This is a genomic window from Clostridium paridis (genome assembly GCF_016765615.1).
GTDB classification, from domain to species: Bacteria; Bacillota; Clostridia; order Clostridiales; family Clostridiaceae; genus Clostridium_T; species Clostridium_T paridis.
Window position 1 is genome coordinate 495,790 of the sequence record NZ_JAESWA010000022.1, and the last position, 17,287, is coordinate 513,076.

At 28.7% G+C, this 17,287-nt stretch carries 16 protein-coding genes; 1 reads left to right on the forward strand and 15 read right to left on the reverse strand.

The annotated features are described in order from the left end of the window. Positions 1–12: 12 nt before the first annotated feature. The 3 genes from JK634_RS10230 to JK634_RS10240 form a co-directional block, all read right to left on the reverse strand. Positions 13–3,744: an NACHT domain-containing protein gene (locus JK634_RS10230; RefSeq protein WP_202767547.1), complete on the reverse strand. Its 3,732-nt coding sequence runs from the start codon at positions 3,742–3,744 to the stop codon at positions 13–15. 72 nt (positions 3,745–3,816) lie between these two features. Further along, positions 3,817–4,137 carry a hypothetical protein gene (locus JK634_RS10235; RefSeq protein WP_202767548.1) on the reverse strand — a complete coding sequence of 107 codons (321 nt, stop codon included), beginning with the start codon at positions 4,135–4,137 and terminating at the stop codon, positions 3,817–3,819. Positions 4,138–4,402: 265 nt separating this feature from the next. Next, entirely contained in the window at positions 4,403–4,837 is a 435-nt protein-coding gene (locus JK634_RS10240; RefSeq protein WP_202767549.1) for a bacteriohemerythrin, read from the reverse strand. Positions 4,838–5,033: 196 nt separating this feature from the next. On the opposite strand from JK634_RS10240, the gene JK634_RS10245 reads away from it, so the two are divergent. Then, positions 5,034–5,525, forward strand: coding sequence for a hypothetical protein (locus tag JK634_RS10245; RefSeq protein WP_202767550.1), 492 nt, complete (start codon positions 5,034–5,036; stop codon positions 5,523–5,525). Between the two features lie 622 nt (positions 5,526–6,147). Here the strand turns inward: JK634_RS10245 and JK634_RS10250 are convergent. The 12 genes from JK634_RS10250 to JK634_RS10305 form a co-directional block, all read right to left on the reverse strand. Further along, positions 6,148–6,540 carry a DUF1398 domain-containing protein gene (locus tag JK634_RS10250; protein ID WP_202767551.1) on the reverse strand — a complete coding sequence of 131 codons (393 nt, stop codon included), beginning with the start codon at positions 6,538–6,540 and terminating at the stop codon, positions 6,148–6,150. Between the two features lie 220 nt (positions 6,541–6,760). Continuing rightward, on the reverse strand, positions 6,761–7,300 hold the full coding sequence (locus JK634_RS10255; protein WP_202768106.1) for an AAA family ATPase: 540 nt from the start codon (positions 7,298–7,300) through the stop codon (positions 6,761–6,763). A gap of 292 nt (positions 7,301–7,592) precedes the next feature. After that, positions 7,593–8,381, reverse strand: a complete 789-nt coding sequence (locus JK634_RS10260) for a class I SAM-dependent methyltransferase (protein WP_202767552.1) — start codon at positions 8,379–8,381, stop codon at positions 7,593–7,595. 65 nt (positions 8,382–8,446) lie between these two features. Next, entirely contained in the window at positions 8,447–8,722 is a 276-nt protein-coding gene (locus tag JK634_RS10265) for a hypothetical protein (protein ID WP_202767553.1), read from the reverse strand. 481 nt (positions 8,723–9,203) lie between these two features. Next, positions 9,204–9,941, reverse strand: coding sequence for a YebC/PmpR family DNA-binding transcriptional regulator (locus tag JK634_RS10270; protein WP_202767554.1), 738 nt, complete (start codon positions 9,939–9,941; stop codon positions 9,204–9,206). 214 nt (positions 9,942–10,155) lie between these two features. Next, on the reverse strand, positions 10,156–10,809 hold the full coding sequence (locus JK634_RS10275) for a YigZ family protein (protein WP_202767555.1): 654 nt from the start codon (positions 10,807–10,809) through the stop codon (positions 10,156–10,158). 14 nt (positions 10,810–10,823) lie between these two features. Then, positions 10,824–12,230 carry a MocR-like pyridoxine biosynthesis transcription factor PdxR gene (gene pdxR, locus JK634_RS10280; RefSeq protein WP_202767556.1) on the reverse strand — a complete coding sequence of 469 codons (1,407 nt, stop codon included), beginning with the start codon at positions 12,228–12,230 and terminating at the stop codon, positions 10,824–10,826. A gap of 63 nt (positions 12,231–12,293) precedes the next feature. Continuing rightward, positions 12,294–13,193, reverse strand: a complete 900-nt coding sequence (locus JK634_RS10285; RefSeq protein WP_202767557.1) for a nucleotidyltransferase domain-containing protein — start codon at positions 13,191–13,193, stop codon at positions 12,294–12,296. A gap of 126 nt (positions 13,194–13,319) precedes the next feature. Next, entirely contained in the window at positions 13,320–15,107 is a 1,788-nt protein-coding gene (hflX, locus tag JK634_RS10290; protein WP_202767558.1) for a GTPase HflX, read from the reverse strand. A gap of 233 nt (positions 15,108–15,340) precedes the next feature. Next, positions 15,341–16,609: an MFS transporter gene (locus tag JK634_RS10295; RefSeq protein ID WP_202767559.1), complete on the reverse strand. Its 1,269-nt coding sequence runs from the start codon at positions 16,607–16,609 to the stop codon at positions 15,341–15,343. Positions 16,610–16,635: 26 nt separating this feature from the next. Further along, a complete protein-coding gene (locus JK634_RS10300; RefSeq protein ID WP_202767560.1) occupies positions 16,636–16,887 on the reverse strand; it encodes a hypothetical protein in 252 nt (83 codons plus the stop codon). Between the two features lie 13 nt (positions 16,888–16,900). Continuing rightward, on the reverse strand, positions 16,901–17,278 hold the full coding sequence (locus tag JK634_RS10305; RefSeq protein ID WP_202767561.1) for an SHOCT-like domain-containing protein: 378 nt from the start codon (positions 17,276–17,278) through the stop codon (positions 16,901–16,903). Positions 17,279–17,287: the final 9 nt, after the last annotated feature.

Here is a 17,287-nt window from a genome sequence, read left to right on the forward strand (position 1 = left end):
TATTTTAAATTATTAATTATCCTCGATTAATTCTTTAATCTTTATACTCTTCATTTTGCTTCTTAAGTTTCTAATAATATCATCAACATATTTTTTATGTTCTAATAATTCTACATCTCTAAGAACTGGTAATAATGATTCATAGAGTGAAATTCGTTTTTCTAGTGCCGAAATTTCACTTCCATTTAAGAACATAGTTCTTGATACTAAATTTAACTGTTTAAATAATTCAAAAGATTTATTATATGATAATAAGAATGAAAGTAACTTGACCTTTCTCTTATCCTCAAAATAAGATATCCCATAAAAAAGTATTTGCATCTCCTCATGGCTAGAATAGTTCTCTTCAATATACATTCTAATCCAATTATCTTGTTTTTCGCTTATATCGACTATATCACTATACTTTAGTTTCAATAATTGCTTTATAAAATCATAAAACAAATATCTCTTCTCAATTGATTTTTCCTTAAAAATCTTTACAATTGACGAAACCAATTCAAGATAATTATCTCCTTGCCACAAAAATGCAAAGTCAAAGCTTTCATCTATATTTCTAGAATTCAAAATTAAACATATAAACTCCTCTTTAAATTCATCATCCTTCTCCATTAACTTGTTTAATATATTAGAATCATAATTCATTGTTTTGTCTATTTTAAGCAGTGTAAAATATGCTTTTCTTATAACCTTTAAATCATCCTTAAACACTTCAAATAAACACTTATAGATATCACTATACACATTAAATAATGACTTTAAAGTTCTAATAACAGTTAAGGGTGATTTTTTTGTTTTATTTAAAACAATATTCGTTACATTTATAAATACTCTGGAATCCACATGCATGTAATTTGATAAAAAGCTTACATTTCGTGTCCAACCAATTATTTCATCTTCATTATCAGCAAAATATTCATATAACTTATTAACATACTCTGTATTTATTTCCTTCTCAGGAATTAGTGTAAAGTAACAATATTGCCACTTACTCTTATTAAAGTATTCATATTTATTTATTATTCTTTCTGCTTCATCTAATCCTACTACCTCAATCAATCCCTTAATAATCAATTTTGGACTTACACTAATTGATAAGTTTTGTGATAAATAAAAATCTACTACTTCTACAAATAGACTTTTATTTACCATTAAGGATGAAAATACTATATCCATGCCTTCTCCTAACTCATATTCGTCACTAGATGAAAGTTCTCCAAATTCTTTACAACAGGTTATAAAGCTTTTATAATCTTCTAAGTTGTAATCTTCAACATACACTCTTATATCTAATTCTCTTAGTCTTTCTTCTTTATTATAATTAAATATTTTTAGATGTTTTCTTCCTTTTAGTAATTTGTATATTTTATATCCACCTACATAAAATTTTCTAATATTTATATCATTAGTTTCTAATTGTGCCTTATCAATAGCCTCAAATAATGAATCTGCTGCAATACAATGATTGAAATTATTCTCTTGTAGTTTTTCATTAATAAATAGCTTTATAAATATCATATCCTTTTTTATAACTTCTCTATCAACTTCAGTGAAGTAATCTTCCCCAAAATTTTTTAGAATCGCTATAACCTCTTTATGATATGCTTCATTATTATATAATTCAATAAGACTCAGCCATATCTTCTCTCTAAGCTTTTCAAGCGAAGGCGAATTTTTTAATGCTATTCTATGAAATAAGATATTCTTTTTTCCCCATGGCTCATTCTCATCAAAAACAAATCCTAAATAATAGTTTGATAAACGAAGAAATAACATAGTATAGAGTTTATTTTCAAAGTTCTTTGTAAGATTAATAACTTGATCTACAATATTTCTTTGAATAATAAAGTTCTGATAATATGAATCTTCATTAAACCCTAATCCATTTACTAATACATAATAAATCATTGGAAGGTCTTCAGGTTTTTTCATTAAATATTCTAGTATTAAACTAATTGCTATTGAATAATTATTGCTGCTTCTATACTGCACTAAAGTCTTGATACTTTCTGGCGCGACCAAATATTCATTTTTAGGTATTACATAGCTTTCTGGTTCAAGCATATTGGAACTTAAACTATTTATTCTTTTCTTAATATAAATAAGTGTTTCTGATTCCCTTACAAACCAAAACGTTAGCATCAATTCTGTTAGTCTATAATCATTTTTTCTTTCAAAACTATCCCAAACAATATTTATCTCTGAACTAATAACCTCATTTACTTTTTCAAAATTGAAATGTGTATATACTGAATTTATTGTTTCTATTATCCTTTGTTTTATATTTGGAAAGTATGCTTCTATTAATTCTGCATAATGAATAGCTTTCTTATCAATAAAAACTAAGTAAAATAGATAAGTCGAAAGAATCTGGTCCGTAATTTTTACTAACTCATCTTCATATATATCTATAATTTCCATGTTGCTTAATTTTTGAATTGATTCAAAAAATACACTCTTCTCTATTTCACATATAGTACATATTTTATTAATATTCTGGCTATCTTTAAGACTAATATGATTAAGAAAAGATATTATTCCAGCAATTCTTAATATATTTTCATCATCTAATGCTTGGAGATCTTTTTTTATATTTCTAAAGTACTCTTCTAATAATTGTGTGCTATCTATTATGCTCTCTAATGTGTTCTCCTTCACAACTAATTGAGCTGCCATCACTGCAAGTCTAGGGTTACCCTGTGCTATTTGAATTATTCTATCTAAATATAATGAATTATTTATATTAAATTCTTGACTTGCCATTTCTCTAATTTGCTCATCCTCTAAAAGAGTAATCTTAATAATCTTAGGGTGAGTTTCTTCATAAAACTTATCCAAGATTCTCCTTAGTGCATAATCTCTAACAGTAGCTATTATTTTCAGGTTAATTCCAAGATTTCCTTTGTGTAGATAATCTAATATATCTGATAGTGGGGTTGTTTGATTTACATCATCTATAAATACTAAGTAACTACCCGGTTCTGAAAAATATGTCTTCAAATCCTCAAAAATATTTTGTCCATTATTTTTTATGCACCAAACAATCGTATCCTTATGTTTTTCTGCATATTTCTTACAGCATTCAATTACTAACCTGGATTTTCCCACCCCTGCCTTACCTGATATTATAGTAGAATCATTTCCTTCTAATGTACTTAAGATTTCTTTTAATTCCATTTCCCTAAAATAGAATTTCATTCCCAAAGGTGCTACCATAGAATTTCTATCATAGCTTGCTATGAAATCTTCTAATCTCAATATTTGTCCAGTATCTACTTCTATCCCAAGAAAATCTTTTGCTATCTTGGGATGATAATGATAAATCTGCTGAGAAAGTTCATCTATTCCTATTATTCTCAAGTATACACATTTCTTCTTGCATTTTTTTATAAGTCTATCAACTTGATTAGTATAGAGCTGTGAAGTATGACAGTATATTATTTCTTGAATTTCTTCAGCTCTTATGTTAGTTAATGAAAAATCAAAACATTTATCAATATCTTCTTCTATTTTTTCAAATAGACCACTTTTTTTAACTGTATATTCTGCAAAAGCGTACTTTCCATTAGGTAAGATAAAATATGAATCTGGAGTTCCTTTTCTTGTACCATCGTTTCCAACTACTGAACCTAAAGAAACAATATGTCCATAACCACATGAAACTAAATAGCTATCTGCGAGTTTCTGAAAACTTCCACCATTTAATTCCTGTATTTTTTGCTGTATTTGATTTAGTTTAGACATAAGCCCCTCCCTCTTTTAATCAATTGCTATTTCTACACTGTTGAAAACTATTGATTATTTACGGGCTTCTTTTTATTTTTCCCCATCACTATTATTGGATTTATCCACGTTTATACTTACTTTTCTAGCTGCAAAATCATATCCTCCAGTTGCTGTGAATGTAACTAAGATAGCATTAATTAGCATAATATATAAATTACTAAAGGATATTGTACCATGGTATATACCAGATATAAGTATGGTTATAAAAGCTACAAGGAACGTAAAATACCTTGTGGGGATCTTTTTAATAAATGGTATATCTTTTAGAAATTGAACTATAAGCATTGTTACAATTACTGTGCCTACATAGCTAGATAAAAAATCAAAAGTTATAAAATCATTGATTTCCATACACTTACCTCCTTATGTTAATTAATATAATTTTATATTTCTCTTTTATATATTAAATTCCTTTTTTTGTAATATTTTTTATGAATTTTATTTTTTCTTTTCAAGAAAATATTAAAATTAATTAAATTTTCTATAATATTTATCTTATATATATTTAACAATATGTGGACGCACACAAATTATGCTTATTTAGTCTTTATTATTGTAAATTTATATGCATAAGAAAAAGCTATATCAATAGATATAGCTTTATTAAATTCATTATTTAGTTTTGAATTTTAATAGGTTCATCAATTATAGTTTTCTCTAATAGAAACCTTCCAAAATCCTTATCCATATTGCTTATATGATTTACCCACCATGAAGAGATTGATTTTTGAGCATTAATTATAAATAATGTTGAAGCTCCTGAAGTTGCAAATGTTCTTTTTAAATCTTTAAGTTCTTTTTTAAACTGTTCATGCTGTATATGTTGCAAAGTATAATTAGGATAACTATTATTTTTTTGAATTTCTTCTTCTTCTTTAAAATGCTCTATTACATGCTTTTCTAAATAGTCTAATGAACTTATAATATCCATGGTTTGTTTTCCTTTTTTCATAGCTTGTAATGATTTATTAATAAGTAGAAATAACTCTTTGTGATGATTATCTATACTATCAATTCCTGTAGTGAAATTATCATCCCAAATTAAAATCATAATAATCCCCCTTACTTTATATTCTAAATATACATATTCTAGCGAAAACTTCAAATTCCTCTTTAAATTATCAGAATTTTTAAACTTTTCTGATTTCATTTATTCACATTTCTTAATAACTCAATTAAAATCAAAAAATCAAGATCAGGTGAACAATTGGCTTTAACCTTAATATTATATTAGAGGAGGTGATATTATGCCTGTTAATAGTTCTGGAAATCAGACTACGAATACTACAACCAATACGACAACTCCTTCTGGTGGTACCAACACTAATGTTATAAATACCGGTAATGATCAATTAGATTTAGAGCTAATAGAAAGAGAGATTCAAGTAACTTTAATTTCTATAATAGCTAATTTGACTCTTATCGCGTCGGCAACTAAAAACAGACAACTAATTCTAGATAGGAAAAATGGCTTAGTTCCATCTAATCCATTGGAAGCAACTCAACTAGCTGCTCTTTCATCATTACTCACATTACATGCAGCTACTATACTTGGGGAAATTGCCGAAATAAGACTTGTTGAAAGAGAACAAAACATAGAATCCGGAACTGCTAAAGGAACCATAACCCCGAACATAAATATAACCTTTGGATATAGAGTGGTTATTAGTGGTCTTGTTTTTAAAGCTATCGGAGCTTTACAAAGACTACAAGAAGAAGGAGAAATAACCATATTATAAAAATAACCATCCTTTTTCATATAAAGAATGGCTATTTTTATTTATTTCTAATTTAAAATTGTTTTTATAAAAAATAGTGCAGATATAATCTACACTAAACTATTCAAATATTAATATATTACGTTACTAATTAAATCTATTTTCCCTTCCAGCTGCCTTACATAGTGATAATATTATGAGCCCATAAAATATAGGTAAAAATATAATTATATATACCATACTACCGTTCCCTTATCATTATTATTAGCCTGATTATAAAGCATATATATTTATATTCTATTATTAATCCATTAAATTTATTTTAATATTTATAAACTTATTTAAATGACTATTTTATATAGTACGACTAAAGATATGGAAGATATAAACTCTTGTATCTCGCATTTTAAAATGCTAGTATAGGATTACGGGTTTTAAGTCTCCAAGTGGGACTAAATTAGTTATTTAAACCGAGCAGATATTGGCATATCTGCTCTTTTTATTTGCAAATTAAAAAAGTAGAGTCTTCTCTACTTTCATTTTTAAAAACATATCCTTTATACGGAAAAGTTCCATAAGTATCACTCCAAAACTGTAATTATTACTTTCTAACAAATTCAATATTTATTCTTCAAAAATTCTATTAAACACTTGGAATTGGCTCAACATCAATTACACTTTCATTTGAACCTAAGTAAGTGACTGTCATATGTTCAAAGTCAGATATCCATCTTTCAACCCCGGTTTCTCCTGCTTGAATACAAAATGTGGGATAATCCGTTTCCCCTCTTTGGTGCATGGATAGAATCTCTTTAAATTTCTCTGGAGAAGGTTGTGTTGAAACATGTACATTTTCCAAACCTCTCTTAAATCGTACAACCTGTCCATCTGATCCTTTAAAAATCCAAGTCCCATCTAAAAGCACTACCTCATGACTTTTTACTCCCATATTCTTTATTTCATTAACATACTTAGGGAAGTCAGCACCACTTTTCACTTTATTATGAGCTATCTCAATTTGCTCTTTTGTAAACATAATCGGTTCCTCCATTTATAGTTTAATTTAACTATAGTTTATCAAATAATAATACAAATTATAAACTTGATTTATTCAATATGATATATACCATTAATTAAATCAGCTAAATAGTTCCCATGTGCATTAGCTTTTTCTAAATATTTAAGTAGTTTTAGAATGTCTCCATCTGAAAACCATATTATTGGGAAACGTATTTTCTACTTTCCTTATCATATACTCATTGTTGTCTTGAAAAACTATTTTTTTCATAAAAATATTCCGCTATATTAGCTGCATTTATACGCCAATCCTCTGTGCCATCAACATATATTACTGGACACATAAGCCTTTCTCCCCATTGCTCGATTTTTGATAGAGATCGTGAGGCTACTAAATCAACAAACTTCAAATGCTGCTCATGCATATCGCCACCTTCGCGAATGCGTTCTCCATGTTTCTCATACTCACGTTGCTCTATACGTTTTATACGTAGTTCAATCGGTGCTGATATAAATACAGCGAGTTCGTACAACTGCGGAATTGTGTCACCAAAGTCTCCAGTGACCGCAGAAATGACAAAGGAGTGATGTTTTTTTATGTCAGCGAGCATTAAATTCAAACACTCCTCATTTGAGCGTTCTATAGTATATGGAATTTCTGACTTTTCAAAGTGATAATCTTCAATGTCCATATACTTAAAGTTCAATATATTTGCCAATTGACGTCCAAGTGTAGACTTACCACTTCCGTTTGCTCCGAACACAATTATACCTTGCATTTTACACACTTTTTGACCTCCTGAACATTATAAAAATAATATTTACTTCGTAATATTTTACAATTACGCACTAACCCCATTATATAGTATTGAGTTAATACTGCATATAAGTACACTTCTGATAAAAAGTTTAACATTATCCTATATTAAATGGTTCAAAAGTATTGTAAATAAGTAAACTGAAGTTGGGATATCTAATGATAGTTTTAAATCAGAATTAGGTGTTAATCAATAACACATTCTCTGCCCCTATTTAAGGCTTCTTTAGTACATCATATAAGAAGATGGTTTACTACTTTTTTCTAAAAATATCTAAACTGTGATGTGTTATTCCAACCAAATCAGTACGTTCACATATATAAAAATGATATTTTAAGTAAGCTTCAAACATTTTTTCATCCATTTCGTCAATTGTATTTCTCATATGATTTGTAAATAAGTCAGTTGCAACAAAATGAAGGCGTTCAATATTATATCTTGCCATTAATTCATCGATTTCCTCTTTCCTATACATTTCAAACAGTAATGATGGATTTGATAGACATTTAAACGTATCTCCGTCAACAATGCCATTTTGAATACCTTCAATAATATTACTTTTTTGAAAGCCCCAATTTACAATCGTTGCATCATTCATACAATACGAAATAAATACAATACCGCCTTTTTTGGTAACTCTTATAGCTTCACTGATGGCTAGTCTTTTATCATCCTCATTAAACAAATGGTATAAAGGCCCGAGAACTAGCGTAATATCAAAAGTTTCATCCTCATAGCTTGACAAGTCAATCGCATTGCCCTGTCTAACATCTATATTACAATTTTTTGTAATCTTGCTTTTGAAAATATCAATATTATGTTGTATAAGTTCGATTGCATCAACTTTAAATCCTTTTTCTGCAATTGTAAGTGAATATCTGCCTGTCCCTGCACCTACTTCTAAAACACGCATTCCTTTTTTCAAAAACTTGTTTATATACTTCATTGTAGTAAGAAATTCCACCAGACCATATTTTGTTGTAAGACGCTTATCTTCATCATAATTATTATAATACTCAGTCAAATATTTTAGTTCGTCCATAACTCCTCACCCTCTTTTAACTTCAAAATAGTTTGCTATTGTTCATCTAAAAAGAACATTTCGAACTAATTATGTATAACTTCCCAACTGCCTCCTCTTCCATGATATGCTTCAACACATAATCCAAATCTACATTCGCAGTTTGCACATTTGAAAACATGATACGGAACATCATGAGGAAAAGTCTTATTTCTATCTATCAGACTAAAATCACAGTTACCTTCAGTTAATACTAATATACCTTCTTGCAACATAGTTTTTATTTGTTCAACAATACTGTAGTATTGATAAGGATGTTCTATTCTGATGGTTTCATGTAAATCATCACATATTTGGCACAAACTAATCACCACCATTTCAGATAACAAATTTATTTCGCACTCTTTTACAAATTCAAATAAATAAATTGATTAGATTATACCATATTATTACAATAATTAAAATCGGAATAGACTACACCTTTTTCTTTTCCAACTAACCTTTAAACAAGGACTCTTTAGCAAATAATCTTCCTTTACACTGTATCAAAAGAATGCTCTTAAACACTTTAGTATCCCATTAACATATACTTCACTTAACCTCTTACTAATGAGAAATTCAAAATATTTCTTAATATGTAAATGTGGCACTTCTTCTAATAACATAAAAAATACACCTTTATAAACTTTTATATAAGTTTATAAAGGTGTACTACTCGTATATCCATAACGGAATTAACAGAAATTCAACATATACCATAATGGGTTAGCTTTTTTAATGTTTACCATAATAGATAACAGTAACTTAACATCAACAATTTAGGCTAATCCATTGATATAACTATTAACCTTCCCATCCTTCAGGGAACTCAGCATTGTGATAAACATCTTGAACGTCATCATCATCTTCAAGTAAATCAAGCATCTTTTGGAATTTCTTAGCATCATCTTCGTTAATAGCTGTATATGTATCTGGTATCATCTTTACAGCTGCTTCTAAGAATTCTAATCCAGCCGCTTCTAAAGCTTCTCTAACTGCGCCAAAATCATCTGGTGTAGTTGTTACTACAAACACTTCTTCTTCTGAAGCAAAGTCTTCTGCACCAGCATCTAAAGCTAACATCATGATTTCATCTTCATCTTTATCTTCTTTTTCTATAACTATTTCACCTTTTTCTTGGAACATGAACCCAACACAACCTGATGCTCCCATGTTTCCACCACCTTTAGTAAAGGCACTTCTAACATTACCTGCAGATCTATTTTTATTATCTGTTAGAGTTTCAACAATAACAGCTACTCCTGATGGGCCGTATCCTTCATATACTATTGTTTCATAGTTAACAGAACCTAATTCACCTGAAGCTTTTTTAATTGCTCTAGTAATAGTATCATTAGGCATATTTTCAGCCTTAGCTTTTGCTATAACATCTCTTAATTTAGAGTTAGCTTCTGGATTTGGTCCTCCATTTTTAACACTTACCATAATCTCTTTACCTATCTTTGTAAAGATTTTACCTCTTTTAGCATCTGTCTTACCTTTTTTTGCTTGTATATTATGCCATTTTGAATGTCCTGACATTAAACTTCCTCCTAACTTTGTACCTTAAAAGTTTGTATTATATATAATGCATTAAAGAATTTACATGTCACTGTTAAGCTCTTAGACGCTTCAACTAAGAGTTGGACAATTAGATGTAATATGATTTTTGCATTATATACATAATAATCCTAAACCATTATAACATAGTAGAATTTTTTTCTGCAACCTTAAAAGAGCACATTTTAAGTGCCCCCTAGTTATCAATACTCTCAAAAAGCCTATTTTGTTCCTTAAAATATATACCAATATTTCCTTTATTAATGACAGCTTTCCCATTGGTAGTATTCATTATTTCTTTTACAGCTTTCTCTCCTTCTTCAAGTTCAAGGATAAGTGTAATTTTTACATCTTCAGTATAATCAGTATTTTCAATTGTCCAATTATTTTCACCACAAATATATTGAACCTTACCAAGTAAATCATAATTAATTTTTATATCTATTGGCATTCCCTTAACTTTCTCAACAATTCCACCCGCTTTAATAGCAATAGATGCACCCTTTGTATATGCCCTAGTTAGTCCACCTGCACCAAGCATTATTCCGCCGAAATACCTAGTTACAACAATAGCACAATCAGTTAATCCTGTTTTCTTAATTACTTCTAAAATTGGTATACCTGCAGTTCCTTGAGGCTCCCCATCATCAGAATAACGCTGAATTCCCAGGTTCTCACCTATAACATATGCCCAACAATTATGTGTTGCCATTTTATGCATATTCTTAATTTCTTGAACGAATTCTTTTGCCTCATCCTCTGATTCTACTCTTTTAATATACCCAATAAACTGTGACTTTTTTTCATCAAACTCATCATTAGCCTGCTTTTTTATCGTTAAATAAGACATTAAGATTCTCCTCCTTATAAGCTAAGCTCTTTTAAGATTATATTTAACCCCTCTTTTATTTTCTCATGATTTGTTTGGGAAAAACCTATTCTAAAATACTTATCTCCCTCTTGCTCTTTTCTAAAAAATAAAGCACCAGGAGAAATCAATACTCCTTTATCTCTTAGTATAAAGAATAACTTTCTTGAATTAAATTTCTCTGGTTCAGAAAACTTAAGTAAAAAACTAAGTCCACCATTAGGTTCCTTAAACTCAAGTATGCCTTTAAAATCTCTTTCTAATATTTGTTTAATAAATGTATACCTTGATCTATATTTTTCATTTAAATACTCTATATGTTTTCTCCAGTAGCCTTTAACTATATATCTTTCTAACGCTCTCTGCATTAATGAAGATGTTGAAATATCTGTATTTATCTTTGAAAGATACATACTATCCTTAAATACCTCTGGAATAATTACGTATCCTATTCTGATTCCTGGCATAAATATTTTAGAAAAACTTTTTATGTATATAACCCTATCATAAATATCATAACTTTTTAACGGATTATATACAAGGTTGCTATCATAAATAAGCTCAGATAAGTAATCATCCTCCAAAATATAAAAATCGTATTTTTCAGCTAATGCTATAAGCTTCTTTTTCTTTTCTTCAGAATAACTAATACCTGTTGGATTTTGAAAATAGCTCATTATATACATAAACTTTATCTTTTGCTTTTTTAGTATTTTCTCAAGGATAGCAATGTCAATCCCATCATTTTCAATAGGTACTTCTAGTATATCTGCCCTCTTCCACCTAAAAACTGAAATAGCTCCTCCGTAGGTTGGTCTTTCTACTATTACCTTATCATTTACATTTAATATAGCTTTAGCTGCAATATCTATTCCTTGCTGTGCTCCAGAAACTATTAAAATATCCTCTGAACTATATTTATTTTTCCAAAACCTTTTACTAATTTCTTCTCTTAATTTTTCATATCCTAAAACATCTTGATATAAAAGTGCCTCTGCTCCATCCCTATCAAAAACTTCATTTATAACCTTTTGAAGATCTTTAACCGGAAAGAAAGATGATGATGTTGTTTCTCCTGTAAAATCAATATACTCTCTAAGTCCTCCAGAACTTAATAATTTAAAGGTTTTATTATATTCCTTATTGAAGCTTCTTATAACTTCCTTTCTTCTTGCATAAGTTCCGCTTCCAATCTTCATATTTGCATATCCATCCGCCTGAAGCTTTTTGTAGGCATTTACAATAGTTACATTATTTACTTTAAGCATCTCAGATAAAGCCCTTATCGTTGGTAGTTTTTCTCTATCTTTTATCTCTCCAATATCTATTTTATGCTTTATATAATCTGATAATTGTATATACTTTGGTATTTCCTCATGAAAAATTAAGCTAAATTCCTTCATTTCTCCTCCAATTTTTTCAAAAATATATACTTCTATAAATATACTAGATAGTAAAAATACCCATTACAGGGTATCATAAAAATAAACATTTTCCTTATATCTGAAGCCATTTAAGCTCTGCATTAGAACTTTACTCTTAAGCAGCTTATTTTTGTATAGTTCTTTTAATATATCTTCCATATTAATTGATAAATCTCTAAAAAGCTCGTCCTCTTTTAACAATTGTGAAGTTACCCAATTATTTGTATTCTTTATATGTTCAATTAAAAAACTACAACAATTTTTTATATTACTTCTAATATATTTATCTATATATTTTATAAGACTATTTATGGACTTTGCTTTATCCTCATTGGAAAAAAACACATTTTCGACTATTATTTTGAAATCATCATTTAAATTTATTGCCATAGTAATGGCATCTTTACTTACTAAATAGTCGCTATTGTTAATATAGAGCTTAGAAAAAGAGTCAATACATTTTACTGCTATTTCGTAACTAGTTATATCTCTATGATTATACATGTATTTTTTTAAAACGCTCAGTACTTTTAGCGTTTCTCCAAGATATACCAAATTCATTCTTTGCCTTTCATTATCTGGGAAATACCTCAATTCCCTATGAATTTTGGTTATATCATCATCCTTTGAGAAAATAAGCTTTGAAGAAATAAGTATTTTATCTATATTCATCTTGTTTATTATCTTATTTTTCTTGTCTGTAATGACACTCTTTGAAATTAGTTTGTAATGTACTGGTATATTTTCTTCATAAATATATATATCTTTTATTCCATCTAATTCGTTCTTTATTATTACTAATAAATCAATATCGGATTCTTCCCACAAATCTCCACTTACTAGAGAACCATAAGCTAAGAGGGCTAGTACATCCTTATTTTCTTCAAACTCTGATGTAATTTTTGAAATTACTTTCTGAAATTCAGCTATCTTTAAATTCACAATATCCCTCCAGAAGATTTTTAAACTTATTATACTCTATAGTACATAAAAAATAAAGTTTAATAACTATTTGTATAAATAGAAAAATAGAGCATAATTTTATTTTTATGCTCTATTTTAAGAATCTTATTTTAATATATATTCATTATATTTATTATAAGCTTCGTCATCTACCTCAGCTTTAATATGGGTTCCTTCATCTTTATAATCTTCCTCTATTATATTTGACTTATTATGAAGATATGAAACTATATTTCCCTCTGAATATGGAATTATAAATTCAACCATTTTTAATTTATATGGTAACTTCTCTGATATCTTTTCTAATAGTAATTCAAGATTTATTCTTTCTTTTGCTGATATTTCTAAGATCTCGTATGTCTTAAATTCTTCCTTAATTTCATTTATTGCATCTTCTGATGCTAAATCTATTTTATTAAGAACTAAAAATCCTTCCTTATCTCTGGCTCCTAACTCTTCAAGCACTTCCTCAACAGCTCTTATTTGTTCTATCGCTGTAGGTGATGCAGCATCCACTACATGAACAAGCAAATCTGAGTAGATTACTTCTTCAAGGGTCGACTTAAAAGCTTGAACCAGCTCATGAGGTAATTTTCTAACAAATCCAACTGTATCAGTTAATGTTATTAATCTATTGTCTAGAAGGTTAATAGCTCTAGTAGTTGTATCTAATGTAGCAAATAACATATTAGCTTCAAATACTTTTTCTTTCTTTACTGCATCTTTAGTTGCTACCATATCACATAAAGTATTTCTCAATGTAGATTTACCAGCATTTGTATATCCAACTAGCGAAACTTGAGGAATACTCTGCTTTCCTCTTCTCTCTCTTTGAACTTCTCTATTTTTCTTTATTTTCTTAAGTTCATCATTAAGATCATATATTCTTTCTTTTATATGTCTTCTATCTGTTTCAAGCTTTTTCTCTCCTGGGCCCCTGGTTCCAACTCCTCCACCTGTTCTAGATAAAACAGTTCCTAGTCCTGATAGCCTTGAAGCCCTATATTTTAATTGAGCTAATTCAACTTGAATTCTAGCTTCTCTAGTTTTTGCTCTTCTTGCAAAAATTTCTAATATTAATGTTGTTCTATCAATTACTTTTGCTCCTATATATTCTTCTAAGTTTCTAACTTGTGAGCCTGAAAGTTCATCATCAAATATAACTAAATTAGCTCTAAGTGCTTGCCTTAAGCTGGCAATCTCCGCCACTTTTCCACTTCCTATAAATAGAGCTGCATCTATTTTATTTCTACTTTGAAATACCTTATACATAACCGGAATATCACAAGCTTGCGCTAATTCTTCAAGTTCATCTAAGCTTTCTTCTGTATCAGTTCCAACTATTATAGCTTTTTCAGAATCGTCATCCTCAATTTCACTTTCCTTTAAAGCCTTATCTATTTCTAGTATCTTATCAATTACATTAAATCTATAGGCCTCATCAAAAGAAAGTTTCTCTATTGTTTCTTCTACCAAAATATTATTTTCTATTGAACAAAATCCAAGAGATATATCTGTTATTGCGCCTTCAACAACCCCTACAGCAACAAGAGAATCTAGCTTTAATTTCAATAGTGCAGTAACATCTAATGCTGAAAGTTGTGAATAACCATTAGGATGTGTATGAATAACTCTTATTCCAGATAACTTTTTTTCCTTTATATCTATTATTGGAAGTTCTACTGATGTTGAGTCTCCTATAGCTACTGAAACAACATTTCCTCTTCTATCTATTGCAACTGATATTTCTCTTTCAATTAAAGAAGTTAACCTTGAAATACTTTCTACTATTTCTGTCGCACAAAATTCATATCTTTGAGTTTTAATACCATATATATCATCTAACTCTTTTAAAAAGGAATTCTTAATCCCTTCTACATTACCATGAATCATACTCTCACCTCATTTTCTTCATCTAATTTTAAACTATAACATAAAAGATGTAAATATAGTGTTTTAAGTTCAACTAATAACTTATACATGCCTGAAAATGTCCAGAAGACGACATTTTCAAACAAGTATAAGTTAAGTTTCCTATCAAAACCCTATAGTACACACTATTTATAATTTCCTAATGGAATAAAAAAATAAGTAGCTAAAATATAAATTTAAGCTACTTACTATTATTAATTTTCAAGTATTACTTGAACTTTTGGCTCATAAACTTCTGGTACTGCCTTAAATATAAAGATTAATGTTATAACTGTATTTAGAATAGTAACAATCATAAAAATATTATAATAGTGAAATCTATCTAATAATACTCCATACATAATAGATCCAAGCGGAACTGCTCCTTGAGCAATCATTCCAATTAATGAAAAAAATCTTGCTCTCATTTCGTTAGGGACCATCTTCTGAAGATTTGTACTTATTGGAGTATTAACTCCTGCATTAAAGCCTCCTATGGTTACACATATTAATGCAATTACAATAAATAGTGTCCAAGAATGCCCACCTAATAATGAAACTTGTTTTGGAAAAATTACAATTGAAAAACCAAATAACATTACGCTTTCCATAATAAAAGATAAATTCATAATGTTTTTTGTTTTTGCTTTTTTAGCTCCTAATCCTAGAACTACATTTCCCACTAGAACACCTAGTGTAAATATAGACATTAAATAACCAAACTGCTGAGAACTAAACCCTATTCCTTTTTTCATTATATATGGTAGAACAATATCAAATGAAGGAGTTAAAAGAAGATTAGTCATCATTGCATATCCAAATAACTGCATTATTCCTTTATTACCTTTTATAAAGGTTAAAGTTTCTAAGTTTTCATTAAAAAATGATTTTAATGTTATCTTACCTTTATCATTAATTTTATTTTCATAGATTATTAAAAATGACAATATTCCTGAGATTATAAAGGATGCTGCATTTAAATAAAAAACTGCCTTAATTCCTAAAAGTCCATAAATTATACCTCCTAGAGCAGGTCCAACTATCATTGAAGCTGCATCTAGTCCTCCTCTAGTTGAAGTAGCTTTCATCAGGCTCTCCTCAGATACTAATTCAGGAAGTAATGCTGTAGATGAACCACCAAAAATACTATCCATAATAGATATAAATATTTGAGCTATAAATAAAATATAGATATTAATATTTCCTGTTAAAGCTAAGGTTCCTAGCAAACAAATAATTATACCTCTTCCCAAGTCTGTTGCAACCATGATATTTCTTCTATTTTTTCTATCCCCTAGCATTCCTGCAAAAGGTAAAGTTATTAAATTAGGCACTAAATTTAATATTGAAAATACCCCCATCATTATTCCTGAATGGGTAATATCAAGTATATATAATGGAAGAGCAATTTGCTGTATTCCAGTTCCAATGTATGAAATAAACCTTCCTATCATATATAACAGAAAATTTCTTTTACTACTCATAAACATCTCCTAGAAAAAGTTATTTTTTATATGGTAATTTCTACTATAGTACCATCCTTTGCCTTAACATCTATTAAGGTTAATCCTTTGTACTCTTTTAAAATATATAAACATTTAGCAAGCTCGTTAAAATCTATCATCTCTACATATTTTCTTTCATTTTCTGGTATATTCTTCATGATAAAAGGACTTTTCACAAGTGACATTCCCCATTTGGCAAATACTAATGGAACAGGTATAAAATAGCGTCTTCCTTCTGCCTTAACATATATTCTCATGAAATCCACTCTCCTACTCTATTACAACTTCAACAATATCTCCATTAGCGCTATTAACATCAACAATCTTTCCGCAAAGGCCGTTATCAATTGCTTCTGATATAAGATTTAAATCTAAATTTTCAAGTCCTTTTACATTACTCTCAATTGGAAGCTTCCCTACTGTTTTTAATAAAGTTTTTATAAGTTTTATTGGGAGTTTAACATTTACTACATCACCTTCATGTGAATTAACTTTAATCTTAAGCATCATATTCATAATATCATCCGTTTGTACTGTTTGAATTTCTGTTTTTTTCTCATTAAGTGCTTCAATTAACTCTTGAGCCTTATCAGCTGTAATTTTACCTTCTTCAACCATTTTTAATATTCTTGATATTTCTTCATTCATTAATAATTC